This is a genomic window from Psychrobacillus sp. BL-248-WT-3 (assembly GCF_012843435.1).
Lineage (GTDB): Bacteria > Bacillota > Bacilli > Bacillales_A > Planococcaceae > Psychrobacillus.
In genome coordinates, this window is sequence record NZ_JABAFC010000008.1 from 28,471 (window position 1) to 55,088 (window position 26,618).

The window sequence follows — 26,618 nt, forward strand, 5'->3', positions numbered from 1 at the left end:
TATTTTAAATTAAAAAAATGTAGAAACAAAAAATGAATGAGTATTCATTTTTATTCCTACATTAATTATATTTTAAATTTTTAGATTTTTCATTATTTTTGTTAAATAGTAATATTAGACAAAAATTATCAAAATTTCACTGTTCAACAATATACTGATCCAAAGCACGGCTTACACTCTCTACAAAATTACCGCCAGCTCCCCAATCAAAACGCATAAATGCTCCTGCCCCACCACCAGAGGCTACTGCATGAACCTTGGTAAATTCCTCTAAATTGTCTAATGTGATAGTTAAAGATGCTCTATTACTTGTTCGATAATAGAATTTTTCTATTACACAAACAACTATCTCTTGGTCTCCTACAGAGCGCTTATATACGTCTAACACCTTACCAGATATAGATCCTGTGACAATTGATTGTTCTATTACCCTTAATGCCTCAATAGGTGTAATATCCACATAAAAATCTCGCACGTCTTTCATAATACCGCCCCCTTTTATAGTTTTACGGATATAGAGGCAATAGGTTCCAGATTTGCACGAGATAAGAAAAAAAGGTAAGAATGCTAAACAACATTCTTACTTTAATTAGGTTTACACGCTATACGTCTGAATTAGTGGAGAGCTTAGAAACACCGGACTCTATTGCAGCCTTGCTTACCTCTCGAGAGACCGCTTGTACCACTCTCTTATCGAAAGCTTGAGGAATAATATAATCATTACTCAAATCCTTTTCTTCAATTAGGTTAGCGATTGCCTGAACGGCAGCTAATTTCATATCATCATTAATTTCGTTTGCCTTTGCATCGAGAGTTCCTCTAAATATCCCAGGAAAAGCTAAAACATTATTTACTTGGTTTGGGTAGTCAGAACGACCAGTAGCTATAATTCTTACTCCCCACTCCTTCGCATTCTCGTAAGAAATCTCCGGCACTGGATTTGCCATAGCAAAAATTATAGAATCTCTACTCATCAAGTCTACTAAATCCTTTGTTAAAAGATTTGCCACTGAAACACCGATAAATACATCCGCACCTGCCATTGCATCTCGTAGGCTACCCTTCAATCCGATTGAATTTGTTAAGGTAGCAATTGTTTCCTTTACCGGGTTCATCCCTTTTTTTCGTCCCTTATAAATAATACCTGTTGAATCACACATAATAATTTGTGTATAACCAAGTTGGACAAGGATTTTCATAATAGCCACTCCTGCTGCTCCTGCTCCGTTAATAACTACCTTTACATTTTCTTTTTGCTTTTTAACTAGCTTTAGTGCATTTTGCAAGCTAGCGCCAACTACTATAGCTGTTCCATGCTGATCATCATGGAACACAGGTATATTTAACTCTTCTTGTAAACGTCTTTCTATCTCAAAACAGCGCGGGGCTGAAATATCTTCTAAATTTATCGCTCCAAACGAAGGACTAATAGCTTTAACAATTGACACAATTTCTTCTATATCATTAGTGTTTAAACAAATTGGAAATGCATCCACATTTGCAAAGCTTTTGAAGAGAATAGCTTTACCTTCCATCACAGGCAAGGAGGCTTCTGCCCCTATATTTCCTAACCCAAGTACAGCAGAACCATCAGTTACCACACCAACCATATTTCCCTTAGCCGTATAATCATACACACTAGAAGGATTATTTTTGATTTCTAAACAAGGTTCCGCAACTCCCGGCGAATAAGCTAGACTTAAATCTTCCATCGTGTTCACCGGCACCTTGGAAAGTATCTCTAACTTCCCCTTGTTTTCCTTATGAACTTTTAAAGCTCGATCTCTTAAAGTCATTGTCTCACTCACTTTCTTTTTTATGTTTTAGGAAACTCCATTTAGTGACCTACTTCATATTTTTATCTCATAGATTGCTTTTTACTACCTCTAGTCTTCCACGATAACTTGTTCTTAAACATCTAATGACTTATTAGATATTAAGCGCTTTACTAATTTTTTTTGTATTCTTTTTTAAAGGATATAAAAAAAACGACATCAGCACGGATGTCGTTTTACAAGGGACGAACTTAACGTTGAGGGGGTTAAGTCGTAATAAATACTCAGCTGTACTTTGGAGAAAAGTTGCTGGTAAGAACCTTCTCTATTGAGTAAGCTCTATACGATAATGATAATCATTTTCAATTAGTATGTCAACCATTTTTATTAATGTAATTTTTTACTTACCCAAGTTAAGTTTTACTTACTAATTGTTTTGGCAGTCGATTAATGGGGTGAATGCTTCTTTCTTTCCCATAGAAAGCGTTCGCCAGTGAGGAAATCGAAGTTACACACCTTTGAATAGAGGTTTGTTCGTTGTACTCCCCTTCTACTCGTTTGCTAATTACTTTATTGTAAAACTAAAATGCATATTCCTTTTAGCTTCGGGAATAGCTAATAACAATCCCCAAAAAAAAGGAGTGAGAAAGAATGGATCGAAAAATAGACAAACAAGTGGAAGTAGCATTAGAAAGCTTCAGTACAGACGAAAAAAATAATATCCTAAAAAGCTTTACTACATTTAAGGATTATCTAGCTGACAAAGTTAAAATGGGTGAAAAAATGGGTCTAAGTGATGAGACCCTTGCAAAAGCAACCGAGAAAGTCGCAGGTTATCTTGCAGCGCACGAAGAACCTAGAAACCGTGAAGAACATCTTTTACAGCAACTATGGAAAACTGCTGACAAAGATGAGAAGCAAGCACTTAGCCAAATGCTTTTAAAACTTACGAAACATGAAGGATAAACGAGAAGAGGCAGATGGTCGTTTGTTAGACAATCCTGATAGGGTTAAGACGACTAAAGTCAGCCTGTTCGATATGCATGAGGATATGCAAACTGTTGATGCAATTTCTGTAGAGGATTTGAACATTCAAGTTCAAGACGAAAGAGATCATACCCACACGAAAAACCGTTCTTCTAGCGAAGAACGATTTCCTCCTAGATAATGTTTCTTCAACCTAGAAATAAAAAAGAATGCTCCTTTCCCCTTGGAGCATTCTTTTTATATTAAAGAGGGGTAGCCCTAATCAATTTAGCTTGAACCAAACGACGTCTAATAACCACTCCTACTAATGCTGCAACTATTGATTTTACTAAATCGGGAATAAGAAAAATTAACATTCCACCCTTGAAGGCTCCCTCCCATGAAATACCGGAAACCATTTTTAGCCAAACCATACCGATAGATAGAATAATGACTACACTGAGCATATTGGCTCCAATAGCTACAAATTTGTTATGACCAAACATGTCTAACAAAAAACTTATACATATCACAGCTGGTAGCGTAGCTAAAATATATCCTCCTGTTGGACCGAGTAATATGCCTGGTCCTCCCGTCATACCAGCAAAAACAGGTATCCCACCGAGGCCAAGTAATATATAGATGATAATGGCAAGACACGCATACTCTTTAGGTAAAATAGTAGCCGTTAACATAACAGCAATCGTTAAGAGTGAAAATGGTACAGGTGGTATAGCGATCATTACTTGAGCCGCTACGGCAATAATGCCAGCAAACATAGCAGCAGTAATCATCATTTTCAAACGTTCATTTCTCATAATTTTTTCCCCTTTTATTTGTGTTAACCTCTTATAAATATAAGTTAACACAAATACGGTTAAAAGAGAACAAAATAAAAAAAGAAACCGAAGAATGATTCTCGGTTTCTTATAATAATTTGAAGCAAGTTTATCTAGCAATGCTTACAACCAACGACTAACTGCATTTTCTACTGATTCTAATCGTACTGTACTCTTTTGCATAGGGGGCGGACATGACTTGTTATAGGCCATAATTTTTTCATTTACTTTAGTAATTCGAAAATGGAGACCTTCTTTAAGACCATGTGTATAGGTAGACGCTATGTCCTGTAACTCATCACGAATTTCATGCTGTAGCTTAAGCCAGTGTGGTTTGTACCCCGCATCCTTGGCTATCTTTTGAAAGTGCTGAAAAATGTCTCCGGAGAAATATTCATCCGAGATCGGTTGACCCATTCCCTTGATACGATCCATGCCTCCAGACTTTTCATAGTTCCTAAGAATATCACCCATTAAATCGTTAACCGGTGGGGTATAATCGTCCTTATCCATCATCAAACCTCATTTCATAGAGATGTGTGGTGCTTTTTCAGACAAAATCCTTAAAAATTTCTGTTGTTCGCAAGGTGAGATAATTACACTTCCAAGCACTGCTTTTTTATAATGAATTTCTAACGCATCCTTAGAAGATAGAATTCGATAACCAGCTAAAATTTGAGATGTTTTATTGACTTTCGTTATATCCTCATAAGGAATTTTACTTTTAAACGGACCTCCTTTAATGAATAAGTACTTCTCTCTAAAAGAATACTCAATATCAAAGGTGATCCACAAAATAAATCCAACACACATGATAAATAGAATACTGGTAATAACCACTGCTTTTACATCTACATCATCTGAAAAGATTTCATATAAGGCAGGTACAAGAGTAGCAAGTGCTATTATAAAAATTGCTCCCCCTATAAAATAAGCAAAGGTTTTATCAATCTTAGATTTAAAGGTCATTCCATCCCCTCCTATACAGATTTCGTGGCTGTATCCTTAATCCCTTCCCTATGTGCGTATATATTCTTTAAAATGGCTTTAATAACTGCATAGGTTGGAACCCCTAAAATGATTCCCATTAAACCTGCTATATTTCCAGCTGCTAAAATAATCGTAATAACCGTTAATGGATGAATATCCAAGGATTTCCCCATCACGTTTGGAGTAATGAAGTTACTTTCAATTTGCTGAGCTACAAGCATTATAATCGCTACATAGATAGCTAGTTTAGGCTCTTGGATTAAAGCAATTATAACTGCAGGAACTAGGGATATATATGGCCCTAAGAATGGAATAACATTCATAATCATCCCAAATAGCGCTAGTAGTAAGGCATATTCTAGACCAATTGCTGTATATCCGATGAATAACATTACTCCCACTAAAAAACTCACGAATAATTGTCCTTGAACGTATGAGCGAAGAGTATCATCTATATCAGATAAGGTTTTACGTATAAACTTTTTCTTTTCCCCCTTAAAAAACTGTGTAATGAAAGGGACAAATTTTTCATGATCCTTCAGCATATAGACCAGGAAGAATGGTACAAGCACCAATAAAAATACTCCTTGGAATACATTCTGGACGAACTTAACTATCAAACCGCCAGCAGATACTGCTATCGTTTCTATTTTTCCACTTGCACTATCTATCGTAGTTTGAATTGCCTCTGGCAGTTCACCAAATTTTTTTCTTTGGGAGATGGAATAATTAACGAATTCCTCTACCTCTTCTACCATCTCAGGTGTATTATCTACCAACGCATTCACCTGTTTTGTTAGGACAGGACTTAATAATGCAATGAATCCCCAAATAAGGAGACCAATTACAACAAATACTGATATAATACTAGCCCATCGTGGAAATTTTTTCGATTCTAGCCATTTTTGAAGTGGTCTGGATAAATAGAATAATACCCCACCCAATAACAGCGGCATAAAAATAGCCTGGGCAATTGTTAGAAAAGGGGAAAAGATCGATTTAACCTGCATAAACATAAAAATAATTAATAAAGTAAATAATATTGCGGTTCCAACCTGGAACCAAAGCTTTTTAGTCAACTAACTTTCACATCCTCCATGTAGGTTTAACATAATCTTATATACGAATTATCATAAGGTAAGTTTCATCATTATACGTATCGTACCATTTTTATAGTAAACTGTTAATAATTCTTAACTTGAATAGGGGGAGACTCTTGGAATACTATAAAAAATTGCGCCAATATGTTGGGCATCAGCCACTCATACTGCCTGGTTCAGTTGTGCTAATACTAAATGAACAAAACGAAGTGTTACTTCAAGAAAGAGCACCTGGCATTTATGGTCTGCCTGGAGGATTAATGGAGCTTGGCGAAAGCCTGGAAGACACTGCATATCGAGAGGTTTTGGAGGAGACCGGCTTGCGTATTGGAAAACTGACACTTTGCCAAGTCTACTCGGGTCCTGATTATTATATAGAAAATCCAAATGGTGATACCTTTTATTCGGTTACTATCGTTTACAAAACCTATGAATATGAAGGTCTACTTACACCGGATGAATTAGAATCTATCTCACTTCAATTTTTCCCACCGAATAACTTACCGAACGGTATCCTAGCATCTTATCGCACCTTTATAGAGGACGAGTTATTGGATTAACGTCTCCATAACATAATTCAATACAGATACTACGCATATTATGTATGAAACTTCTATAATTTTAGTATTTCTAATAAAATAGATTGTCATTCAATTATCTCCAATTATTTTATAGATGAAAAATTGGATAGGAATTATAACAGAGAAGAAAAGGTCAGCGTCTAGGAGATGCTGACCTCTTTTTTACTTTTCTTTATATTCAAACCCAGGAAACCTTACCACCTCCCATTTTGTTTTACGTAGAGATGAAATAACTTCATTGCCTACATTTAAATTAGTCTTAACAATTTGCGGAGGTGTTAAAGCCATCCATTGGGTAAGAGACACATCTTGGTAAATCGGTGATTTAAAAATTTCCAAATACCACAAAGGTGTCGTACCTGTGTTTTGGATATAATGACCATAGCAAAATGGCATATACCCTACGTTACCTGAGCGAACATCAAAGGTTCGTGCTGTTCCATCTGCAGCATAATCAGTCATTCTACCTTGACCTGTGAGAAAATATTGAAATTCATCATTATTAGGATGCCAATGAAGCTCTCGCATCGCTCCAGGGAGGATTTCCACTAATGCTGCTGATATAAGCTGAGAAACGGGGAAATTTCTAGAATCTACCACTCTAACCGAGCCCCCCGGTGAGGTAATCGGTTTTTGTCCTAATAACGAATGTGAAAATTTCCTTGTTCCAAAAGGACTAAGAGGCTCTACTTCACTGATGGGACCTGGTACGGTAGATTGATAAATATACTTTTCTGTTTTTGGTATGTCTCTGAAGGCTTCTTCTGGAAGACCAAAGTTAGCAGACAGTACCTCTTTTGGAGTATGGGCAAACCAATCAGAAATAGTAAATGTATCTAAATCAGAAAAATTCCCGTTGTCAAAAACCAATAGGAACTCGCAGCCTTCCTCTAGCCCTTGAATAGAATGGGGAATCCCAGGCGGGAAGTACCAGATATCCCCTGGCCCTACGTCAGCTATAAAGTTTTTTCCATTTTCATCTACAGCTGTGATCCTTGCTCTACCCGCTAGCATATAAGACCATTCCACTTCCTTATGCCAATGTAGTTCACGAACGCCTCCTGGAGTTAGCCTCATATTCACCCCAGCAAGAGTGGTTGCTACCGGCAATTCACGAGCCGTGATCTCCCTAGACCACCCGCCTGGCTTCAATGTCATATTTGTATCGGAAAACGAAAACGTTAAATTTGGTACGGTTCCGGCGTCGGTTACTGGAGGCACAAGCATATTAGTATTTTCAATTGCACGGATAATATCTCTTGGACCCAGGTCTGTTCCACCTGCACCGTCCGACTCTCTAATCGGCTGTGGAATATCCTGCGGTGGAATACATCTTAACAAATCCTCATAGTTAAAGTTATTATTGCTCAGGTTCTTCACTCCTTCATCTACATTCCATTTACTATATGAAATCATATGGGAATGAGTTATTTACATAAAGATAGGAAGTAAACCTAGTAATGAAATGATAATAACGCTTGCTTGTCCGTTGTTCGAAAAATAAGATGATAACCTTTTAATTTGGATATTTATGTTAAAATATTAAAAAGTATGTTGCTGGGGGAATTGATTATTAAAATTAATACCTATTTTATTCAATTATCGCTAACAATGATTGTTATTTTCGGTGGAACTTTTGCCATTCGTTATTTAAGAACCAATGAACTCCTAGTAGACCAACTTATAGGAGCGTCAGTTGGAGTTTTGCTTCTTATGGCATCATTGATTTGGAGGAGAATAAACAAGTAATTACAAGACGTTACTGAAAATTGGCATATGTGTATAGAACGAGTAAATGCAGGGGTGTAATTAATGGCTTTGAATTTGGATGATGTTTTAGCGACTTTAATATTTTTGATTTTTATTGTTCTAGTTATTGCAATTATTTTTATCGTTATTAAAGGTTTAAGAAGCTCAACTAAAGAAAAACAAATAATTAACCAAAAGTTAGATGCCATATTGAAAAAGTTAGATGAGCTAAATAAGAGTTGATATTATACGCTATTACACTGAGAGTAAAATGAAGAAGAAAAAACACCTCTAGATCACTCTCTAGAGGTGTTTTTTCTTCTTCTATTAAAAATCTTATTTATGCGCAATATGGACTTTTAAAAGCTTACCCTTAATCGTTGTGTTTCTCATTTTTTTCAATACTAGAGGTCCTTTACCATTTAGAATTTCAACGTATGAAACGTTATCTTGAATAGTAATAATACCGATGTCGTCAGCAGAAACGCCCTCAATTTTGGCTATTGTCCCTACGAAGTCTACCGCTCTGATTTTCTTTTTCTTACCACCATTGAAATATAGCTTAGTAATATTAACATTCAGCTGCTCGCCTTTTGATTTCTTAGCTTCTGGCTGCTCCTGCATCTTCAGATCAAACGCTGCTCTGTTTTGAGCGACCATATCTGACGTAATTTCACGACCAGTTGGAATTTCAAAGCCAATAAATGCTTCAATCTCTTTTACAAATTTGTCTTCATGAGGAGTCGCAAGCATAATCGATTTTCCGCTTCTGCCAGCTCTTCCTGTTCTACCTGTACGGTGTACATAGCTTTCTTGCTCTAACGGCACATCATAATGTACTACGTGCGTAATATCTTCAATATCAATACCACGTGCTGCGACATCCGTAGCGATCAAATAACGGAATTCTCCTTTTCTGAAATCATCCATTACCTCAAAGCGATCTTCCTGCATCATACCACCGTGAATCTTATCTGCCGTATAGCCTTTATTGTCTAATGCGTCTACTAATTGATCTACACGCTCTTTTGTCCGGCAAAATACAATACAGCTATCCGGATTTTCTGTAATCGTCAGCTTTTCTATGAAGGCTAGCTTCTGGTCATCTTTCACTATATATTTTAAATGCTCAATTTTAGGCGTATCTTCTTCAGCTGCGTCTATTTCTATTGATACCGCATCATTCATATATCTGCCGCTCAACGTTTTTATCTCCTGTGACAAGGTTGCAGAGAATAGCATAGTCGTACGTTTTTTAGGAAGCAGTTTTATAATAGATTCTACTTGTTCAAGGAAGCCCATGTTTAACATTTCATCTGCTTCATCAATTACTAAGTATCCTATTTTGGATACATCCAATGTTCCTTTTTCTATATGGTCTAACACACGACCTGGAGTTCCAACTACAATATGTGTTTTTTGCTTTAATGCCAGCTTTTGCTTTGCAAATGGAGATTTTCCATACAACGCTAATCCTTTAATTCGTTTATAGCGACCGATATTTGTGATGTCTTCCTGAACCTGCACTGCAAGCTCTCTTGTCGGGGTTAAAACTAAAGCTTGTGGCTTATTTTCTTCCCAATCTACTAGCTCACATAAAGGAGTGGCAAATGCTGCAGTCTTCCCACTACCTGTTTTCGATTTAACCAGAATGTCTTTCTTTGATAAGGCTACTGGGATAACCTTTTGTTGGACTTCTGTTGGCTCTGTGTAACCTAGTTGTTCAATTGCTTGCAATATTTTATCATCTAATTTAAATTCGTTAAAATGCATTCTGCATAATCTCCTCTTAGTTAAAGCCTAATTTATCTTCCGCGTTCTTTTTCTTGCCTTACTTCTATCATGTGCAAATGAGGTCATCTCAAACATAAAATGTGCTAGTGTCATTGGACAAACTACAATTCGACAATATTCGTAGGGAATCTCTTTTTAATAATCTTAAACTACAATTTTCAACCCAGTTTTGTGGTATAATTACTATATCGCTCTGTGAGTGAATATATTAGAAAAGAGGCAGATACATGAGTTTCCAACGACAACCTAAGGATGTTTCACCTTTCGTGGCAGCACGGAAAATTGATGAGAAGATCTCTTTTACACGCAATGATGTTGAAGTACAGGGTACTATTTTTAAAATCCTAGAGCAATCTGTTATTGTCGAAATATCTATGGAGGATGCGAAGAAAATTAATGTTCCTTCGAATCTTACAGTAGTATCACATAAAAACTATACGGTGATATAACGGAGTATTTCTTCTAGAAAAGCTTGACCATATTTGTCACGCTTATTAGCACCAACTCCATGTACATCTAGTAGCTCATCTTCGGTTTGCGGACGCTTTACGCACATGTCTTGTAATGTTTTATCAGAAAATATAACAAACGGTGGAACACCAGCTTCGTCCGCAATTTTTTTCCGAAGCACTCTTAACCCTTCAAATAACGGGTCATTCTTAGCAATCTGCTTTGTGACCGCTACTCCCTTACGCATGATCTTTCTCTTACCTAACAATACTTCTTTTCCTGCATCCGAAATATAAATCGTCGGCATACTTCCCTGTTTCACTAGAAGTAACCCTTCTGCAATCATAAACTCCATAAGCCCTAACACTTCTTTTAAGGATTTAGCCTTTAATATCCCATAAGTAGATAGTTTTTGAAATCCAAACTCTATTACCTTTTTATTTTCTGAACCTGTTAGCACCTGAGCGGTAATCGTCTTACCAAATCTTTGTCCCATTCTAACCACACAAGACAAAACCATTTGTACTTCCTTTGTAACGTCCTGCATTTCTCTAGAATCTGTACAATTTCCACATTGACCACAAGTTTCTCCATTGGGCTCTCCAAAATATTGCACGATATACTGCTGTAAGCAGTTTTCTGTATGGCAATAATCTACCATCCCTTGAAGTTTTTCTAATTCTTGAGGAATTCTATCTCGGTCTAATGCCTGATTGATTAAGAATCGCTGTGTTTGTACATCCTGCGATGCATAGAGAACCACACATTCACTCGGTAGTCCATCTCGGCCAGCTCTTCCAGCCTCTTGATAATAGCTTTCCATGTTTTTAGGAAGCTGATAGTGAATAACATATCGAACATTCGATTTATCAATTCCCATTCCAAAGGCATTTGTAGCAACCATAACCTGTGCCTCATCTGTAAGAAACCGCTCCTGCTCCTTGTTTCTAAAAGCCTCAGGTAATCCGGCATGGTATTTAGCCGCTTGGACACCTGCCTTGTTTAATAAATCATATAGCAAATCTACTGTTTTTCTCGTTGCTGCATATATAATGCCGACTTCCTGTGCATTCTTTTTAATAAATTCTTTTAAAAATTTATTCTTATCTTGTCCGAGCACAACAGAGAACGATAGATTTGAACGAGCAAATCCAGTTATAACCGTATTTTCATCTCGAATTTGTAATAGACGACAAATATCGTCTCGTACGGCTGGTGTCGCTGTTGCTGTTAATGCAAGAACAACAGGCTGTTTCGTGAATACATCCTTTAATCGATGAATCGCACGGTAGCTGGGACGAAAATCATGACCCCACTGAGAGATACAGTGTGCCTCATCGACTGCGATTAACGGTACCTTCACTTTTTTTAATTGGTTCAAAAAGGCTAGTGATTCCAAACGCTCTGGAGCTATATAAAGCATTCGATATTGGCCATTTAAAACCTCTTCCATCGTTTCTCTTACTTCTTCAGAAGATAATGTGCTATTTATGAATGTTGCGGGTATACCTGCCTGCAATAAGGTATCCACCTGATCCTTCATCAAGGAAATCAACGGCGAAATTACTATGGTCGTCCCATCTAATAATAGAGAGGGAATTTGATAGCAAAGAGATTTACCACCTCCAGTAGGCATAACACACAGGCTCGATTTGCCATTCATTACATAATTGATAACTTTCTCTTGTCCTTCTCTGAAAGAGTCATAGCCATAATATTCCTGTAGTAACTGTGTTGCATTTTCTAGCATGCTAGTCGCTCCTATCTAGTGAAGTAAAAAGGGAAACAGATTATTTTCCGCTTCCCTTCTTTTTATTCTCTGTATGATTAGCTGATGGTTTTGAATCTACCTTGTCGATGTCTGGTTTTAAGAGGATATAACCTATGGAAGAGGACACAATAGCTGCACCAAGTGCGATAAGAATCTTATTTATAATAGTGACTTCATTATATTCTTCTTGAGATAAAAGAATGGCTGCCAACACGACCACAATTACCATGATTGGTATGATAACTTTTGATTTTTTCAAAACAAACTTCCTTTCGCGACATATAGATTAGTATATCATAATTCATAGGAAGAATGTGACGAAGAGGGTGTAACGTCGAGTTAAATAAGTCATTTATAAGCTACTTAATTAACTGGAATCCTCGTTCCTTTTTAAATATAGCGGCTTATGTGATAATAGAGAAAACATAACTAGAAGGATGAAATGTATGCAAAAAGAAATAGATATTAAAGTAAAAGACTCTCTAGCACAAGATTTACAGAAGGGGGTTCCTGTTTTACTGAAGGATGGCTTTCACGAGACGGACTCATTGATAGATGGAACAATACTAAAGCTCAGAAATCCTGGCGGAAAGTTTATAGGCAAAGGCTATGTCGGGAAGCAAAACAAGGGAATTGGTTGGCTGCTTACTAAAAATGAAGCAGAGACAATTGATACTGGTTTCTTTCAAAATAAAATTACCAATGCATTAAAGCACCGAAAAGATTACTATGAAAACGATGATACAACTGCCTTTCGCGTCTTCAATGGAGAAGGTGACGGAATCGGCGGTTTGACGATCGATTATTTTGATGAATTTTATCTACTTAGCTGGTACAGCGAAGGGATTTATGCATTTAAGGAGCAAATCTTAAAAGCTTTAGAATCAGCAGTACCTTCTTATAAAGGAATTTATGAGAAGAAGCGCTTTGATACGAAGGGTCAGTACTTAGAAGACGACGATTTCGTTAAAGGCGAACGCGGGGAGTTCCCTCTCTTAGTAAAAGAAAATGGGGAAAACTTTGCTATCTACTTAAACGATGGAGCGATGGTCGGAGTCTTCCTAGATCAGCGAGAGGTTCGAAAAAAAATACGCGATGAGTATGCAAAAGGTAAAACGGTTCTCAATACATTCTCCTATACTGGTGCTTTTTCGGTATTTGCTGCAGCTGGCGGTGCAAAAAAGACAACAAGTGTCGATTTAGCAAAACGCAGTTTAAGTAAAACGACAGAGCAATTTGAAATAAACGGGATTAATGTTGAAGAACAGGATATTATCGTGATGGATGTCTTCGATTATTTCAAATATGCCAAGCGTAAAGAATTATCTTTTGACATGGTTATTTTAGATCCCCCTAGCTTTGCCCGCTCGAAGAAGTATACGTTCAGTTCTGCTAAGGATTATACAAAATTATTAATGGATGCCATTGCGATAACAGAAAAGAATGGGGTAATTGTTGCCTCCACAAACAATGCAACCTTTGGCATGAAGAAATTTAAGACCTTTGTGGAAAAGGCATTTAACGAAAGCAATCGAAAGTATGTCATTGAGGATGAATTCTCGTTACCAAGTGATTTCCGTACTTCCCCTCTCTTCAAAGAAGGTAACTATTTAAAAGTACTTTTCATCCGGGCAAAATAAGAAAAGCGTAAGCACTACTTAGGCTTGATATGCAAATGAGGTAAGAAGGAAGGGCAGGTTTCCGGTTACTGCAAGGTTCTTGATTGTTTCCGCAAGATTTAAGCTGATCTGTGCAAGGTTTATCTCTTGTTGCAAGGTTCTTGCCGGTTTCCGCAAGGTTTGAGCTGATCTGTGCAAGGTTCTCACTTGTCTCCGCAAGGTTCTCTACCATCTCTGCAAGGTTTTAGTCGATCTCTGCAAGGTTCTCTTCCGTTTCTGCAAAGTTTAATCGATTTAATATATAGAGGAGGGGCATGACTTTTTGAGTCACGATCCTCCTTTTTTTTAGATTAAGCTTTTCACTACTTTAGACATTGTTGCTCCATCTGCTTTTCCTGAAAGTAAAGGTTTAGCAATTTTCATTGCGTCACCCATGTTCATCCCCTTAGTAACCCCTGCTTCTGTAAGAGCTGTAGCAATTTCTTCCTCACTTAATTGTTTAGGCAAGAAGCTCTTTAATAATTCTAGCTTCGCTTCCTCTTTTTCAATTAAATCCTCACGCCCCGCATCTTTGGCTCCATCTAATGCTTGGTTCGTTTGTTTTACTTCACGATTTACCACTGCTACTTCCTCTTCTTGCGTTAGAGTAGCACCTTTTTCTTTTTCAGCTTTATCTAAAGCTGCTTTTAAAAGAGTCAATACACCTTTTGATAACACATCTTTATCACGCATCGCTTGCTTCAATTGTTCAAATACTGCTGTTTTTAACATTTAAATACTTCCCTTCTACTTTACGTTCCATATATTTTATTATAGTCCACCTCTTCTCCTACTGTAAAATTTAGTTGCACTCGAGCATATAAGCAAAGTATTATATAAGCAAACACTTATATAAAGGATGGATTACTCTTGGAACAAGAAATCGAACGTGCTGCGAATCTTTTCAAGCTACTCGGTGATAAAACCAGACTTACAATGCTTAAGATGCTGGAATCGCATGATTATTGTGTTTGTGAATTTGTGGAGATTTTCAAGACGAGTCAGCCTGCAATTAGTCAGCATTTAAAAAAGCTAAAGGATGCAGGCTTAGTTCAAGAATCTAGAAGAGGCCAATGGATTATTTATTCGCTAAATAGAAATCAGGAGCTCTTTTCACTCGTACAAGGCTTGCTCGAACATTTGCCAAACCAAGACTTTTACCTGCAACAGCTAGAGGAACAAGGAAGACGTATTTCATGTAAGTAATTATTGGAGGTTTCTATATTGTCACCACTTATTTTAGCAGCAACTATTTTTATCGTTACTTTGATTTTTGTCATTTGGCAGCCTAGAGGCTTGAATATCGGCTGGTCTGCCTGCGCAGGAGCCGTTGTCGCGTTGTTAGTTGGCGTGGTCGGATTTAATGATGTCCTAACAGTAATAGACATCACCTGGAATGCTACCCTATCTTTTATAGCAATTATTCTAATTTCATTGATTTTAGATGAAATTGGTCTATTTGAATGGGCTGCCCTTCATATGGCTAGAGTAGCAAAAAGCAATGGTATTAAAATGTTTGTCTATGTCAGTCTACTAGGGGCGGTAGTTGCAGCGTTCTTTGCTAATGACGGAGCTGCTTTGATCCTTACCCCTATCGTGTTGGCAATGGTTCGCAACTTAAATTTTACAGAGAAAATGATTTTTCCTTATATTATGGCTAGTGGTTTTATAGCCGATACGACATCTTTACCCTTTGTCGTCAGTAATCTAGTAAATATCGTTTCTGCTGATTTCTTTGGCATTGGATTTATAGAATATGCGTCTCGAATGATTTTGCCAAATATATTTTCTTTAATTGCCACTATTACAGTTTTACTGTTTTACTTTAGAAAAAGTATTCCGAGAACGTACGATTTAACCATGCTTAAACAGCCTAAGGAGGCTATAAAAGATAAGTCTATGTTCCGCCTGTCCTGGTATGTGCTTGCTATTCTATTAGCCGGCTATTTCACAAGTGAGTTTATAGGGTTACCTGTTTCATTTGTAGCTGGCGTGGTTGCCATATTTTTTATCGTTATGGCAAGAAAAAGTTCAGTTGTCGATACTCGCACGGTAATTAAAGGTGCACCATGGAATATTGTCTTCTTTTCTATTGGTATGTATGTAGTTGTTTACGGGCTAGGAAATGCAGGGTTGACTCATGCCTTGGCAGGGGTTATTGAGAATGCTGCAGGATATGGCTTATTTACTGCAACCATGTCTATGGGTTTCATCGCTGCGTTTCTATCATCCATTATGAACAATATGCCTACGGTAATGATTGATGCGCTTGCAATCGCTGAGACCAATACTACTGGTACAATCCGAGAGGCACTTATTTATGCCAATATTATTGGCTCTGATTTGGGACCAAAAATTACACCTATCGGATCCCTTGCAACGCTTGTATGGCTGCATGTCCTTTCTCAAAAAGGCGTTAAAATATCTTGGGGAGTCTATTTTAAAACAGGTCTCATGTTAACAGTCCCTATTTTATTCATCACACTATTGGGCTTATATCTTTCCTTACTAGCCTATTAACTAAAGGAGCAAAACTACAATGACCAACAAAATCATATACTTTTTATGCACCGGTAACTCATGCAGAAGTCAGATGGCAGAGGGTTGGGCAAAACAATATTTAAGTGACGAATGGATTGTAAAAAGTGCTGGAATTGAAGCACACGGCCTTAATCCTAATGCTATAAAGGCCATGAATGAGGTAGATATCAATATTTCCAATCAAACCTCAGATCTTATTGACATGGACACACTCCATCACGCCGAATTAGTCGTTACTCTATGTGGCGATGCTGCCGACAAATGTCCAATAACACCACCCCATGTGAAAAGAGTCCATTGGGGATTTGATGATCCTGCTAAAGCAAAAGGATATGAAGAGGAAAAATGGAGCGTCTTCCAACGAGTTCGCGATGAGATTGGTGAAAGAATTAGGCACTTCGCGAAAACGGGTGAATAAGTATGATTTCGAGCACATACGCTCGAAATTTTCATTAATTAGTTGCATTTTACAAGTAATTACCATATACTTTAGATAGAGGTGAACTACATGGATAACAAACGGGAGCTATTTCAAATACTGACGCGTCGCTTTGGACTATTAAACAAAAATTGTTGTTCAGTAGGCTCTGCTGATATTTCAACTATTCAAAGCCATATTCTATATGAAATTGATAAACACCCTGATCGTTCTATGCAACAAATTGCAGATATTCTTGCAGTGGATATCACTACTTTTAGTCGACAGATTCAAACATTAATTAAAATGGAATTAGTAAAGAAATGTCCATCCCCTAAAGACAAGAGAGTGTACCTGCTTTCTTTAACCACTCAAGGAAAGTTTGTCGCTACAACAATCGATCAATCGATGAATGACTATTTAGAGGAAGTATTTTCACATATGAATGAGTTTGAAAAAGAAACTGTCATACGCTCCATTCAATTATTGAATCAGGCAATGGCTAAATCCACGGTATGCTGTACTCCGTTACTTTGAGCAAGCGAAAGCTTGCTTAATAAAATATTATATATTTGCAAATTGCAAATAAATTACTGGAGGTTACTATAATGAATCAAATTAAATTAACGCCGATTAACACAGGATGCTGTTCTTCCACTCCTGAAAAGATTGAACCAAACAAAGAACTACCTATAGCCATTATCGGTGCTGGCCCCATTGGCTTGGCAGCAGCAGCTCACTTAGTAAATGCAGGAGAACACTTTATCATTCTTGAAGCTGGAAGTACTGTTGGACACCATATTTCTTCTTGGGAACATGTACGTTTGTTTTCTCCATGGCAATATAATGTAGATAAGGTTGCGGAAAAATTATTGAAAAAACAGGGATGGATTGCACCAAATCCTGAGCATCTTCCTTTAGGTAAAGAACTAATTAGCAGCTATTTAGAGCCTTTAGCAAAAATACCCGAAATAAAGTCTTCACTTTCACTTAACACGAAAGTAGTATCCATTAGCAAAAAGGGATTAGACAAGATGAAAACTGCAAATCGATCAGATGTACCCTTCATTTTGTACATTGAGCAAGCAGGACAATTAAAGAGACTAGAGACTCGAGCAGTTATTGACGCAACTGGAACATGGTCTTCCCCCAATTCAATTAATGCCGACAACATATGGACAAATGCTGAAAAAGATTTAAAAGACCATATTTATTACGGAATTCCTAATGTACATGGCTCTGCTCTAGACAAATATAAAGGAAAACGAGTAGCTGTTGTTGGTGGTGGTCATTCTGCGATTAATTCGATTTTAGAGCTAGCTCAATTAGATGACAAAGTTGAAATCATGTGGATTATGAGAAAAAGAAATGTTGAAGCGGCATTTGGAGGAGAAGACAAGGATGCCCTGGCAGCTCGAGGTGAATTAGGCAGTAAAGTACACCAGCTAGTAGATGCCGGCAAATTGCGGGTATTCACACCATTTCTTATTCATCACTTAGCAAAAACAGAAAATGGAATCATTATAGAAGGTGAATCTCAGGGGCAGGTTACCACTCTACCTCCCGTCGATGAAATTATTGCAAATACAGGTAGTCGACCAGATTTTTCTTTAACAAGAGAGATTCGATTGGATATCGATCCAGTAACTGAAAGCGTGACAGCGATCGCCCCATTAATTGATCCAAATATCCATAGCTGCGGAACTGTTCGCCCCCATGGAGAAGAGGAATTAAGACAGCCTGAAAAGAACTATTATATTGTTGGTATGAAAAGCTACGGACGGGCACCTACTTTTCTAATGGCCACGGGATACGAGCAGGTGCGCTCTATCGTTGCGTATTTAACTGGGGATTTGGTTGCGGCCAAAAAAGTGGAGTTAGATTTACCTGAAACGGGAGTTTGTAGCGTCAATATACAGAATCCTAATTCCAGCTGCTGTTAAGCCTCTTGATATTGTCTCTGGCCAATTATCCATTTGGGCTCGAGAAATTGGAAAAATCCTGTCTCTGCAAATTTTATAGGGAGAGGTCTTTCTCCTAATCCAATTGAGTATAATTACAAGATACGAATAGTAGCTATCAACTTTTTAACCTTAAAAACAAGGAGGTATCCTAGTGAGTAAAAAAGAAATTTTGCAAAATGGGGTCAATCAGGTTTTTTACGAAGAAGAATGGTACCCACCGATATCTGAGGCGTTAAAGGATCTTACCGCTGCACAAGCTTGTTGGCGACCAGAGGGAAAAGCAGCTAATACGATTTGGGAAAATGTAAGCCATTTACTGACCTTTAAAGAGCGATTGATTTCTCGTTTACATCATGATGACAGCTTTGTTGTTCCACAAAATAATGATGAAACATTTGCCCAAGGTGGAGCTGACGATGAGGGTGCTTGGCAAGAAACAGTGAAGCGAACACTTCAAGTACATGATGCCTTACAATCTTCATTAGCATCTCTGCAAGAAGCAGAATTGGATCAAGCTTCTCCTTCACTGCCGGTTTGGCAACAATATCTAAATATTCTTTTACACGATGCTTATCACACAGGACAAATTGTACAACTCCGTAAGCTACAAGGTTCATGGCCAGCTAAACGTTCAGATTTATAAACATGAGTAAATAGATTAATTTCACACACAGCAAAATACTTAAAAAAAAGAAAAAAAGCTCAATTTCTCAATTTAATACGGAGAAATTGAGCTTATCTTGGTTTGATTCCAGTTTAAAATAACCCCTGTATAACCTAGCCTATATAAACGCTTTCGCATGTTCCGGCTGCTGGTTCATAAAAACAATGATCTTTATATTGACCTGAAAAAGGTTGACCATACCAAGTCGGAGGACACGGAGCGTATGGATTAAAATACCACAATGCATATTTAGCTGGGTGTTCTCTCCAATAGTCCAATGCCTGCTTTGCTAACTTTTTTTCAGTACCTCTCGCTCTTTCATAAAATAAATTACCTTTTTGAACGGCTTCAAAAGAATAATTGCCCCCTTGTACCTGAAAAATGACATCCTCAATAGACCTTACATCTCTAAAGTCTAAACAATCGGCTTTAGCACGGTTTACAATTACATTTCCAACATATAACATCCCTTGCTTACCTTCACCTTCAGCTTCTGCTCTCATCATCCTTGCCATGAGGTCAACATCTTTATCTCGGTATTTAACTCTAGCCATTTTTTCACCCCCCTAGATACTATATGAAAAAAGCCCGAATTATGTCATTTTGTACAATACCCTTTAAAACAAGTAACCATATTTATAGGGATCGATACTCCCTATTCTTTTAGGTTATTAAATCTTTCACTTTAATCAGCCTATTAAAAAATCTCGAGACACTACATCTCGAGATTGCTTTAGTCTATACACTTTTAAACTTCTGCTTGTACTTCAACTACTGTTTCTTCTACTTCGGAGCGACTCATTTTTTCCTTGCCGTTCTTTAGTGCTTTTAATGTTTTATGTGCTAGCGCAAGCGGCAGCTTACAGAATAGTAGGATGCTTTTACGGTTAATGCTTTTTATATATTCGTCTGCTTTAGATAGGTTGTCCTCCGCATATTCAAACATATCCGCTCGTGTCCATCCCTCGGGGAAGAATTGCACCCCTCGCTCTTTGTCTTCGTCTTTATTTCTTAATATATTTACTGCTTGCAAGCCTCTCCCGTACGCTATTGCTAAATCGCGGTCAGTTTCAATATCTGCATTCCACTTCCATAGCTCAGAAAGCATTACACCAACAAGTCCAGCTACATAGTAGGTATACTCGTCTAGGTCTTCTTTTGTTTTTACTTGCCATTCCTTCTCTACCCACTTCGCCATTCCCTCTGCCATTTCAGCGGTATAGGTCTTAACAGTAGCCACTAAATCTGTTGGGCAGATTTCAAGCCAGTCGCCAAGTCGTAGAGAAACTGCTGGTAATTGTTCCTGATAAGGAGCTAAAAGCAGTTCATATTCTTTTTTGTCAAAACCATTTACAAGCATCTTGCTCGTTTCTAACAATAAACGTTGTTTTACTAGTGCATCCAATGTTTCATGATCTTCAATCTCATCAATTGCACGCATACAAAGATAAGCAGAAGCAACCGCCTTTTTCAGAGTGGGCTCTAAAAAAGTAATTGGAATATAAAAGGTTCTGCTTGTTTTCTTTAGCATATCCATTGCTTCTTTTTGTAATGTTGCTACTTCACGCACAACTAGGCGCCTCCATTTCACGTTCAAGATTCTATACCCTCTATTGTATCGGATTTTGCCTAAAAGATAAAATGACTCCTTACAGTTGTCGTAAATCTGTTACAACTTCACTAGTATAATATTGATCACTTTCCAAAAAACCTATCAGCTTGGATGCAACTTCCTCTGCACTACTTAGCTGACCAGACATTTTATACTCTTTAAATTTATTTACCAACGCAAATTCACTTTCTGAAGCTTCACGAATTTTCCCCTGCATATTCGTGTCAATAATTCCTGGAGCAATAGATACTAGCTTTACACCATTTGTTTTCCTGGATTCCTCTAGCTGTACTGCTTCTGTAAAACGATCAAGTCCTGCCTTCCCAGCACAATAACTGCTCCACCCCTCATACCCATTTCGACCAGCGCCAGAAGAAATTTGCATAACCTTTTTCGGAATTTCTCTTTGTTCTGTCATTCTTATAAACGTTCCAGTTAATATCATAGGTGCAGTTAAGTTTACCGCAATGCTTTTAGCCACTAGATTAGAATCTATCTCTCCAGCTGTTCCTATTGGTTCGATGGTTCCTGCATTATTGATAAGGGTCAGTGATGTTGCCTCTTCTATCACGTTATTCAACAGCTCTTCTAGAGTTTCTGCTACCTTTTCGGTTGCTGCTAAATCTAATAGAACGTGATGATAATTAGGATGTTCAAGCTTACTTTCTCCCCTTGCAATACCAAATACTTTCTTATCTTTATCTATAAGTTGTTTTACAAGCTCTTGTCCGATTCCGCTAGTGGATCCAGTTACGATAACTACGTCCATCTTTTCTCCTCCTTTAACTACTGATTCTATTAGCATATCCTTCCTTCTGTCTCCTTTCAAATATCCTTCTCCCTTTCTATTTAAATGAAAGACTGAAATTTATTTCAAGTAAAACTTTTTAGGATTAAAAGAAATAAAAGGGGGTAAATGATTTAAAACAAATAATCTTGCATAGGAGGATTTCAAATGGCTACTAAAGAACTGGCATTGCACGAACAACTAGAGGTGCACGAGGTGTTAATCTTTAAAACTTCTTGTGTCGCAAAAAGTAAATTATTTATGGATTTAGTACAAGACAAAAAATTAAAAGAAATTTTAGAGGAAGACTTAGAGCTTTCTACAAAGGCTATTAAGGATTTAAGAAAAGTCCTTGCAGACGCAAGCAAATAATTAATTAGGAGGAATTTAAAATGGCTACTAAAAAAGAGGAAACAAAAACAGAACAACAAGAAATGGCAATGATTGACGACTTAGCAATTGCTACCGATTTATTAATTACTTCTAAAGCAGCTGTTAGAAACCTAGCTACTGCAATTACGGAAACTGCGACTCCTTCTGTTAAGAAGCTGCTGCGTCGTGAGTTGGATACTGCCATTGATACACATGATAAAATCGCACAATACATGATTAAAAACGAAATGTATCACGCGTATGATTTAAACGAACAAATGGAGCATGACTTAGAAAAAGCTGATATTGCCTTAAATTTAGCGAAAAAATAGGGATTCGGAGATAACTCCAAATCCCTTCTTTATAGCACTACTCAATTCCCTCTATCGTTACTTCCTTCACTGGTAAGAATAGCTCGCCAGTCTCTAAATATTTCACCTGTACCTTGTCGCCCACTTCCATGTATACAACGAATGGTGCCATTTCCGAAGAGACAATGTAATTTGCTTTATTGTCTAGTAGGAACGATACTTGGGTGAAGTCTCCTACACGTTCTTTAAATACACGAACTACTGTACCAGACACTGATTTTTCCTCGGCGCTAGAACTACCGTCTACAGTGCTTCCGCCACGCTGAATAGCTGTTTTATAAAGTTTTAACGCTTCATTTGGCGTATTCCCGTAAACAGAGATTTCCGGGTTCGCTGCTGACACGATAAAGTAGTTTTGTAGAAACCCGTTTGAGTCTAATACTGGTGTTAGCCAGCTTGCTTCTCCATAAAAATTATAGAGAACAGGCATCTCACCAGACCATTTCTTTTCAATAAATTTCTTTTCAATAATTTGAAGTGCACCTTGTGAATCCATATAGGAATCCTCTAGGTTACCAGTGTAATAGGTAGCTTTACCAGTTCGACCGTCAGTTAAGGAGTAACCCAGCATAGAGTCCACGCCTTCTTTAGGGCTAGTGAAATCTGTAAAATAATACATTTCTCCGTTTTCAGTGAAGATAGGACTTACATTAGCCTCCGTCCCTTCGTCTGAAGGAAGCTTCACTTCTTTTTTACCGATCAAGCTATTAATAAAACCATGTACATATTTTCCGTAATAACTGTTTTGTAAGCTTACAGTTTCTGGTGAAACAGCACCATCAATAAATTCAGGTACATCTGCTAAAGCAAATGATTCCGTTTGACCTGTAGCTGGGTCTACAACAACGATCCCCTCTACATCAAAGCCATTACGTGCAGTGATAAATTTACCGTATGAACGAATATAGTATGGTTTTCCATCTTCATCGATTTCTAATTGGGCATCTCCATAGAAAATTTTAGTCGGATGCTTCATACGCATATGTCTTTCTAAGTTTTTATGAAGAAATGACGATGGTGTATAGGTCATTTGGGATTTCACAAATTTAGGGTTATCCGCTGAATCAGTTGCACTCATTGTGAAATAACCTGGCGTAACGTCTCCATTCCACCATTTGAAGAATCCTGAAAATTCTACCGGTGCGATATATACGTACTTGCCATTTACCTTTTGAATTTGCAAATTACCTAATTCATAGTAGCTTGTATCTGGTACTTGACCAAACGCCTTCTTCATTTTGTTACGCGCAAACTTAGGAGGAACACTAGCTGGTGTTTTCGTTTCATCGAATGCCTCAATTTCAACTTCTTCATCCATTTTTGCTACTTCATACTTTTTATCAGCATTCCACACAGGTGCTGATAGCATATAAATTGCTAAAGCTAAGCTTCCTAGTAAAAGGATACCTTTTACCTTTTGTTCTACACCTCTTGCCAAAAACGTTCCTGCAAAGGTGATCAATACTAGCCACGGCCATAAGGCAGTCCAGTTTCTATCTAAATTTGTTACATAATATATGATTGCGACTACAACGAACGTTAGGATTGCAAGTAAAGCAATAGAAGACACTTTATCCTTACGATCGCCGCCAAGTGGGACTACTAATAATGCAGTGAGTACTGCGACTACGGCTGAAATAATAAATACAAAAGCCATTTATCCATCCTTCTTTCTTTTTTTCTACTTCTTTATACGGTTGAAAGAAGAAATAGTTTCAAACTTTATCCCATATAGACCTCACTCTTACCAATTCTGGATCACAGCAGCTCTAATAGCCAGGTGTTCCCTTCCTTCCTAATCGGAACTCTAACCAAAAAACAATAGCTTACATCGTCCTCTGTGTGTTTAAGATGGTGTTCTAATAATTTTGAACAAAAGAACCACGGTTCACCGGGTTCTTTTTACATTTTCTAGCTTGTTTTACTTTGATACTGTTTTTTTCTAATGCAACAGTTATGGAGAAGCGTTTTTTTAAAATGTCTTTTTTCCTTTGTTATTAACGTTATACTCCAACCTATTCTATCTATCAAACATCTATCTAGTACCATTAATAATTCGTTAAACGTCGGAGCTCATGTAAAATATAAATTGAAATTAGCTAAATTTACTTTTGAATTATATAATTAAATCTTGTTTACAGGAGGTGTGTACATGCTGTTTCTTCACAGATTATATCAAAAGACCACATGGAAACAGCGTATATTCGCGATTGTTCTCATATGTTGTGTTATTAGCTCGATTGTATTTGTGTACCATAATCATTCTCTATATAAAAATTCGATTGCAGAAGTCGTTGAAATGACTATAGACAACTCAGTAGAAGTAAAAGATATTCATCAAAATAAAGACGTATTATATACACAGCAAATAATCGCCGAAGTAAAAAATGGTCACGAAAAAGGTTTACTCGTTCATTTAACGAATGAGTTTTCAGAATCTCAAGCATTTGACCAGAAATTTGAAGTTGGCAGTGAAATTTTCATTTCTGTTAATGAGCAAGTTGAAGAAGTCCAAGAAAACACTGGCACGATTACCGGTGTGAAACGTGATAAATATTTAGTCATCATTGCGTGGGTCTTTATCTTTGTACTTCTGCTCATTGGAAAAAAACAAGGATTGTTATCTGTTATTGGTTTAGCTTTTAATGCGATGCTACTTTGGTTCGCCTTAGACATTTATATCGATCATGCAAACCAGAGTCTGCTATGGATTTGTGGGGTTAGCATTATTTTATTTACCGTCGTTTCTTTATTACTCGTGAATGGGGTTAACGAAAAGACATTCGCTGCGATCATAGCTACACTGATTGGTACGTTTTCGTCACTTCTCATTACGTACATTGCTTTAGTCGTTACAGGTGAAAATGGCCTTCGTTATGAGGAATTACAATTTATAACGCGTCCATACAAAACTGTATTTTTAGCTGGCATTTTTATTGGTTCTTTAGGCGCCGTAATGGACGTCTCGATTACAATGTCTACTTCGATTTTTGGGTTGTATGAAAAAGACCCTACTATTTCTGTAAAAGATCTCACAAAATCTGGAATGGAAATCGGCAAGGATATTATGGGCACTATGACGAATATTTTATTTTTTGCTTATGTTAGTGGTTCAATCCCTACTCTGTTACTTTATTTTAAAAATTCGTCTACGCTCGGCTACACTCTTTCAATGAATCTTTCACTTGAGTTAGTTCGTGCATTAACAGGCGGTATCGGTATTGTTATCACGATTCCAATTGGGCTTTATACCGCAATATTTTTTGTCAAGAGAAGGAAGGCTAAGTTATGAATGTAATCGTTTTACTTGCCGGACTGTTATTCCTATTGATGACAGTCATAGGCGGACAAAAAGGCGTTCGTTCTTTTATTGCATTATTCTTTAATTTTGGAGTCATTATCGTTACGCTATTTTTTATGAATGCTCCAACGATAAATCCCATTTTATTAACATTTATCGCATGTGTGCTCATTAGTTGTATTAACCTCTTTTATATTAATAAAGTGAACCGCACAACGAAAACGGCTTTTATAGCTACGATTATTACAACCGTCATCTTAGTCGCCTTTATTACTGCTATAACAAATAAAGCAATGATACAAGGTTTTGGCGAAGAGGAAACAGAAGAGTTGGGGATGTTTTCATTTTACATTGGACTTGATTTCATAAAGATAGCTGTGTCGGTGATCATTATGAGTACAATTGGAGCCATCACAGATGCTGCCATTGCTATTGCATCGCCAATGCGTGAAATGCACTATCATCATCCAAATATCGAGCGCCTAGAGTTATTCCGTTTTGGAATAAGTATCGGACGCGATATTTTAGGAACGAGTACGAACACGCTTTTTTTTGCCTTCTTCGGTAGTTATTTGGCTTTACTTATATGGTTTAAAGACTTATCTTACTCTGTTGGAGAAATTGTTAATTCAAAAGTTTTTAGTAGCGAAATAATAACTATATGTTGTGCAGCAATAGGTGTCACATTAGTCATTCCAATTACCGCTTGGATCACCTCTTATTTTTTAGTAGGAAAACAGCGTGATAGGAAAAATTAAAATCCACAAAATACTTGAAAAAGTTTTTATATATTATTTTATCCAGTATCACTTTCTTGTTGGTTTATTTAACAACCGATAAATGCAATTTAGTTATTTGAATAGCTCTTAATTTACATACGGTAAACCAGACGGTCAGAATCTCAACCATTTGTTC

Annotated in this window: 31 protein-coding genes; 16 read left to right on the top strand and 15 right to left on the bottom strand. The window is 37.2% G+C overall.

Annotated elements, in window-relative coordinates; all coding sequences use genetic code 11:
• Nucleotides 1-136: 136 nt before the first annotated feature.
• Both HF876_RS06435 and HF876_RS06440 read right to left on the bottom strand, forming a co-directional pair.
• Nucleotides 137-484 (bottom strand): DUF6054 family protein, encoded by a 348-nt coding sequence (locus tag HF876_RS06435; RefSeq protein ID WP_169359251.1) that lies wholly within the window; start codon nucleotides 482-484, stop codon nucleotides 137-139.
• 118 nt (nucleotides 485-602) lie between these two features.
• Nucleotides 603-1,796, bottom strand: coding sequence for an NAD(P)-dependent malic enzyme (locus HF876_RS06440; protein WP_169359252.1), 1,194 nt, complete (start codon nucleotides 1,794-1,796; stop codon nucleotides 603-605).
• A gap of 630 nt (nucleotides 1,797-2,426) precedes the next feature.
• Between HF876_RS06440 and HF876_RS06445 the strand changes: the two genes are divergently transcribed.
• Both HF876_RS06445 and HF876_RS06450 read left to right on the top strand, forming a co-directional pair.
• A complete protein-coding gene (locus HF876_RS06445) occupies nucleotides 2,427-2,741 on the top strand; it encodes a DUF3243 domain-containing protein (protein ID WP_169359253.1) in 315 nt (104 codons plus the stop codon).
• Complete coding sequence (locus tag HF876_RS06450) at nucleotides 2,731-2,943, top strand: hypothetical protein (protein WP_169359254.1); 213 nt, start codon at nucleotides 2,731-2,733, stop codon at nucleotides 2,941-2,943. Before HF876_RS06445 ends, HF876_RS06450 begins: the two co-directional genes overlap by 11 nt.
• Nucleotides 2,944-3,004: 61 nt before the next feature.
• Here HF876_RS06450 and HF876_RS06455 read toward each other — a convergent pair whose 3' ends face one another.
• The 4 genes from HF876_RS06455 to HF876_RS06470 all read right to left on the bottom strand — a co-directional run bounded on the left by HF876_RS06455 (nucleotide 3,005) and on the right by HF876_RS06470 (nucleotide 5,649).
• A complete protein-coding gene (locus HF876_RS06455; protein WP_169359255.1) occupies nucleotides 3,005-3,559 on the bottom strand; it encodes a biotin transporter BioY in 555 nt (184 codons plus the stop codon).
• A 144-nt stretch (nucleotides 3,560-3,703) separates the two neighbouring features.
• Nucleotides 3,704-4,093 (bottom strand): DnaJ family domain-containing protein, encoded by a 390-nt coding sequence (locus HF876_RS06460; protein ID WP_169359256.1) that lies wholly within the window; start codon nucleotides 4,091-4,093, stop codon nucleotides 3,704-3,706.
• A gap of 9 nt (nucleotides 4,094-4,102) precedes the next feature.
• Nucleotides 4,103-4,549: a PH domain-containing protein gene (locus HF876_RS06465; RefSeq protein WP_169359257.1), complete on the bottom strand. Its 447-nt coding sequence runs from the start codon at nucleotides 4,547-4,549 to the stop codon at nucleotides 4,103-4,105.
• A gap of 11 nt (nucleotides 4,550-4,560) precedes the next feature.
• Nucleotides 4,561-5,649 (bottom strand): AI-2E family transporter, encoded by a 1,089-nt coding sequence (locus tag HF876_RS06470; protein WP_169359258.1) that lies wholly within the window; start codon nucleotides 5,647-5,649, stop codon nucleotides 4,561-4,563.
• Nucleotides 5,650-5,786: 137 nt separating this feature from the next.
• On the opposite strand from HF876_RS06470, the gene HF876_RS06475 reads away from it, so the two are divergent.
• The gene (locus tag HF876_RS06475; protein ID WP_169359259.1) at nucleotides 5,787-6,230 is read left to right on the top strand and encodes an NUDIX hydrolase; all 444 of its coding nucleotides are present in this window, start codon (nucleotides 5,787-5,789) and stop codon (nucleotides 6,228-6,230) included.
• Nucleotides 6,231-6,413: 183 nt separating this feature from the next.
• Here the strand turns inward: HF876_RS06475 and HF876_RS06480 are convergent, their stop codons facing one another.
• Nucleotides 6,414-7,622, bottom strand: coding sequence for an oxalate decarboxylase family bicupin (locus tag HF876_RS06480; protein WP_277347085.1), 1,209 nt, complete (start codon nucleotides 7,620-7,622; stop codon nucleotides 6,414-6,416).
• Nucleotides 7,623-8,063: 441 nt separating this feature from the next.
• Here HF876_RS06480 and HF876_RS06485 point away from each other — a divergent pair, with 441 nt between their 5' ends.
• Nucleotides 8,064-8,243 (top strand): DUF4083 family protein, encoded by a 180-nt coding sequence (locus tag HF876_RS06485; protein WP_169359261.1) that lies wholly within the window; start codon nucleotides 8,064-8,066, stop codon nucleotides 8,241-8,243.
• 93 nt (nucleotides 8,244-8,336) lie between these two features.
• On the opposite strand, the gene HF876_RS06490 is transcribed toward HF876_RS06485, so the two are convergent.
• Nucleotides 8,337-9,773, bottom strand: coding sequence for a DEAD/DEAH box helicase (locus tag HF876_RS06490; protein ID WP_169359262.1), 1,437 nt, complete (start codon nucleotides 9,771-9,773; stop codon nucleotides 8,337-8,339).
• 248 nt (nucleotides 9,774-10,021) lie between these two features.
• On the opposite strand from HF876_RS06490, the gene HF876_RS06495 reads away from it, so the two are divergent.
• A complete protein-coding gene (locus tag HF876_RS06495) occupies nucleotides 10,022-10,243 on the top strand; it encodes a DUF2187 family protein (protein ID WP_169359263.1) in 222 nt (73 codons plus the stop codon).
• Here HF876_RS06495 and recQ read toward each other — a convergent pair.
• On the bottom strand, nucleotides 10,228-11,994 hold the full coding sequence (recQ, locus tag HF876_RS06500) for a DNA helicase RecQ (RefSeq protein WP_169359264.1): 1,767 nt from the start codon (nucleotides 11,992-11,994) through the stop codon (nucleotides 10,228-10,230). The two genes, HF876_RS06495 and recQ, sit on opposite strands and share 16 nt — an antisense overlap.
• 40 nt (nucleotides 11,995-12,034) lie before the next feature.
• On the bottom strand, nucleotides 12,035-12,274 hold the full coding sequence (locus HF876_RS06505; protein ID WP_169359265.1) for a hypothetical protein: 240 nt from the start codon (nucleotides 12,272-12,274) through the stop codon (nucleotides 12,035-12,037).
• Nucleotides 12,275-12,461: 187 nt separating this feature from the next.
• On the opposite strand from HF876_RS06505, the gene HF876_RS06510 reads away from it, so the two are divergent.
• Nucleotides 12,462-13,655 (top strand): class I SAM-dependent rRNA methyltransferase, encoded by a 1,194-nt coding sequence (locus HF876_RS06510; RefSeq protein ID WP_169359266.1) that lies wholly within the window; start codon nucleotides 12,462-12,464, stop codon nucleotides 13,653-13,655.
• A gap of 324 nt (nucleotides 13,656-13,979) precedes the next feature.
• Here the strand turns inward: HF876_RS06510 and HF876_RS06515 are convergent, their stop codons facing one another.
• Nucleotides 13,980-14,405 carry a GatB/YqeY domain-containing protein gene (locus HF876_RS06515; protein ID WP_169359267.1) on the bottom strand — a complete coding sequence of 142 codons (426 nt, stop codon included), beginning with the start codon at nucleotides 14,403-14,405 and terminating at the stop codon, nucleotides 13,980-13,982.
• 138 nt (nucleotides 14,406-14,543) lie between these two features.
• Between HF876_RS06515 and HF876_RS06520 the strand changes: the two genes are divergently transcribed.
• From HF876_RS06520 to HF876_RS06545, 6 genes are all read left to right on the top strand, one after another.
• Nucleotides 14,544-14,879 (top strand): ArsR/SmtB family transcription factor, encoded by a 336-nt coding sequence (locus HF876_RS06520; RefSeq protein ID WP_240949684.1) that lies wholly within the window; start codon nucleotides 14,544-14,546, stop codon nucleotides 14,877-14,879.
• An 18-nt stretch (nucleotides 14,880-14,897) separates the two neighbouring features.
• Nucleotides 14,898-16,193: an arsenic transporter gene (locus HF876_RS06525; RefSeq protein WP_169359268.1), complete on the top strand. Its 1,296-nt coding sequence runs from the start codon at nucleotides 14,898-14,900 to the stop codon at nucleotides 16,191-16,193.
• Between the two features lie 19 nt (nucleotides 16,194-16,212).
• On the top strand, nucleotides 16,213-16,632 hold the full coding sequence (gene arsC, locus HF876_RS06530; protein WP_169359269.1) for an arsenate reductase (thioredoxin): 420 nt from the start codon (nucleotides 16,213-16,215) through the stop codon (nucleotides 16,630-16,632).
• A 90-nt stretch (nucleotides 16,633-16,722) separates the two neighbouring features.
• The gene (locus HF876_RS06535; protein ID WP_169359270.1) at nucleotides 16,723-17,169 is read left to right on the top strand and encodes a MarR family winged helix-turn-helix transcriptional regulator; all 447 of its coding nucleotides are present in this window, start codon (nucleotides 16,723-16,725) and stop codon (nucleotides 17,167-17,169) included.
• 71 nt (nucleotides 17,170-17,240) lie between these two features.
• Complete coding sequence (locus HF876_RS06540) at nucleotides 17,241-18,575, top strand: NAD(P)-binding domain-containing protein (RefSeq protein WP_169359271.1); 1,335 nt, start codon at nucleotides 17,241-17,243, stop codon at nucleotides 18,573-18,575.
• A 172-nt stretch (nucleotides 18,576-18,747) separates the two neighbouring features.
• Nucleotides 18,748-19,239, top strand: coding sequence for a DinB family protein (locus HF876_RS06545; protein WP_169359272.1), 492 nt, complete (start codon nucleotides 18,748-18,750; stop codon nucleotides 19,237-19,239).
• Nucleotides 19,240-19,373: 134 nt separating this feature from the next.
• Here the strand turns inward: HF876_RS06545 and HF876_RS06550 are convergent, their stop codons facing one another.
• From HF876_RS06550 to HF876_RS06560, 3 genes are all read right to left on the bottom strand, one after another.
• Entirely contained in the window at nucleotides 19,374-19,814 is a 441-nt protein-coding gene (locus HF876_RS06550) for a cell wall hydrolase (protein WP_169359273.1), read from the bottom strand.
• A 194-nt stretch (nucleotides 19,815-20,008) separates the two neighbouring features.
• Nucleotides 20,009-20,830 (bottom strand): squalene/phytoene synthase family protein, encoded by an 822-nt coding sequence (locus HF876_RS06555; RefSeq protein WP_346764042.1) that lies wholly within the window; start codon nucleotides 20,828-20,830, stop codon nucleotides 20,009-20,011.
• A gap of 79 nt (nucleotides 20,831-20,909) precedes the next feature.
• Nucleotides 20,910-21,641 carry an SDR family NAD(P)-dependent oxidoreductase gene (locus HF876_RS06560; protein ID WP_169359274.1) on the bottom strand — a complete coding sequence of 244 codons (732 nt, stop codon included), beginning with the start codon at nucleotides 21,639-21,641 and terminating at the stop codon, nucleotides 20,910-20,912.
• A gap of 186 nt (nucleotides 21,642-21,827) precedes the next feature.
• Between HF876_RS06560 and HF876_RS06565 the strand changes: the two genes are divergently transcribed.
• On the top strand, nucleotides 21,828-22,031 hold the full coding sequence (locus HF876_RS06565) for a YvdQ family spore coat protein (RefSeq protein ID WP_169359275.1): 204 nt from the start codon (nucleotides 21,828-21,830) through the stop codon (nucleotides 22,029-22,031).
• 20 nt (nucleotides 22,032-22,051) lie between these two features.
• Nucleotides 22,052-22,363, top strand: a complete 312-nt coding sequence (locus HF876_RS06570) for a spore coat protein (protein ID WP_169359276.1) — start codon at nucleotides 22,052-22,054, stop codon at nucleotides 22,361-22,363.
• Between the two features lie 37 nt (nucleotides 22,364-22,400).
• Here HF876_RS06570 and HF876_RS06575 read toward each other — a convergent pair whose 3' ends face one another.
• Nucleotides 22,401-24,059 (bottom strand): sulfite exporter TauE/SafE family protein, encoded by a 1,659-nt coding sequence (locus HF876_RS06575; protein WP_169359277.1) that lies wholly within the window; start codon nucleotides 24,057-24,059, stop codon nucleotides 22,401-22,403.
• 495 nt (nucleotides 24,060-24,554) lie between these two features.
• Between HF876_RS06575 and HF876_RS06580 the strand changes: the two genes are divergently transcribed.
• A complete protein-coding gene (locus HF876_RS06580) occupies nucleotides 24,555-25,694 on the top strand; it encodes a YibE/F family protein (protein ID WP_169359278.1) in 1,140 nt (379 codons plus the stop codon).
• Entirely contained in the window at nucleotides 25,691-26,461 is a 771-nt protein-coding gene (locus HF876_RS06585) for a YibE/F family protein (RefSeq protein ID WP_169359279.1), read from the top strand. The genes HF876_RS06580 and HF876_RS06585 overlap by 4 nt, the downstream gene beginning before the upstream one ends.
• The last annotated feature ends 157 nt before the right edge of the window (nucleotides 26,462-26,618 follow it).

Bases quoted from the DNA above. Each gene is read 5' to 3' on its own strand.
- HF876_RS06445 (WP_169359253.1), top strand. From the start codon at position 2,427: ATGGATCGAAAAATAGACAAACAAGTGGAAGTAGCATTAGAAAGCTTC.
- HF876_RS06565 (WP_169359275.1), top strand. From the start codon at position 21,828: ATGGCTACTAAAGAACTGGCATTGCACGAACAACTAGAGGTGCACGAG.
- HF876_RS06540 (WP_169359271.1), top strand. From the start codon at position 17,241: ATGAATCAAATTAAATTAACGCCGATTAACACAGGATGCTGTTCTTCC.
- recQ (WP_169359264.1), bottom strand. From the start codon at position 11,994: ATGCTAGAAAATGCAACACAGTTACTACAGGAATATTATGGCTATGAC.
- HF876_RS06535 (WP_169359270.1), top strand. From the start codon at position 16,723: ATGGATAACAAACGGGAGCTATTTCAAATACTGACGCGTCGCTTTGGA.
- HF876_RS06585 (WP_169359279.1), top strand. From the start codon at position 25,691: ATGAATGTAATCGTTTTACTTGCCGGACTGTTATTCCTATTGATGACA.
- arsC (WP_169359269.1), top strand. From the start codon at position 16,213: ATGACCAACAAAATCATATACTTTTTATGCACCGGTAACTCATGCAGA.
- HF876_RS06580 (WP_169359278.1), top strand. From the start codon at position 24,555: ATGCTGTTTCTTCACAGATTATATCAAAAGACCACATGGAAACAGCGT.
- HF876_RS06510 (WP_169359266.1), top strand. From the start codon at position 12,462: ATGCAAAAAGAAATAGATATTAAAGTAAAAGACTCTCTAGCACAAGAT.
- HF876_RS06490 (WP_169359262.1), bottom strand. From the start codon at position 9,773: ATGCATTTTAACGAATTTAAATTAGATGATAAAATATTGCAAGCAATT.
- HF876_RS06440 (WP_169359252.1), bottom strand. From the start codon at position 1,796: ATGACTTTAAGAGATCGAGCTTTAAAAGTTCATAAGGAAAACAAGGGG.
- HF876_RS06515 (WP_169359267.1), bottom strand. From the start codon at position 14,405: ATGTTAAAAACAGCAGTATTTGAACAATTGAAGCAAGCGATGCGTGAT.
- HF876_RS06455 (WP_169359255.1), bottom strand. From the start codon at position 3,559: ATGAGAAATGAACGTTTGAAAATGATGATTACTGCTGCTATGTTTGCT.
- HF876_RS06465 (WP_169359257.1), bottom strand. From the start codon at position 4,549: ATGACCTTTAAATCTAAGATTGATAAAACCTTTGCTTATTTTATAGGG.
- HF876_RS06485 (WP_169359261.1), top strand. From the start codon at position 8,064: ATGGCTTTGAATTTGGATGATGTTTTAGCGACTTTAATATTTTTGATT.
- HF876_RS06550 (WP_169359273.1), bottom strand. From the start codon at position 19,814: ATGGCTAGAGTTAAATACCGAGATAAAGATGTTGACCTCATGGCAAGG.
- HF876_RS06495 (WP_169359263.1), top strand. From the start codon at position 10,022: ATGAGTTTCCAACGACAACCTAAGGATGTTTCACCTTTCGTGGCAGCA.
- HF876_RS06460 (WP_169359256.1), bottom strand. From the start codon at position 4,093: ATGGATAAGGACGATTATACCCCACCGGTTAACGATTTAATGGGTGAT.
- HF876_RS06575 (WP_169359277.1), bottom strand. From the start codon at position 24,059: ATGGCTTTTGTATTTATTATTTCAGCCGTAGTCGCAGTACTCACTGCA.
- HF876_RS06435 (WP_169359251.1), bottom strand. From the start codon at position 484: ATGAAAGACGTGCGAGATTTTTATGTGGATATTACACCTATTGAGGCA.
- HF876_RS06560 (WP_169359274.1), bottom strand. From the start codon at position 21,641: ATGGACGTAGTTATCGTAACTGGATCCACTAGCGGAATCGGACAAGAG.
- HF876_RS06570 (WP_169359276.1), top strand. From the start codon at position 22,052: ATGGCTACTAAAAAAGAGGAAACAAAAACAGAACAACAAGAAATGGCA.
- HF876_RS06450 (WP_169359254.1), top strand. From the start codon at position 2,731: ATGAAGGATAAACGAGAAGAGGCAGATGGTCGTTTGTTAGACAATCCT.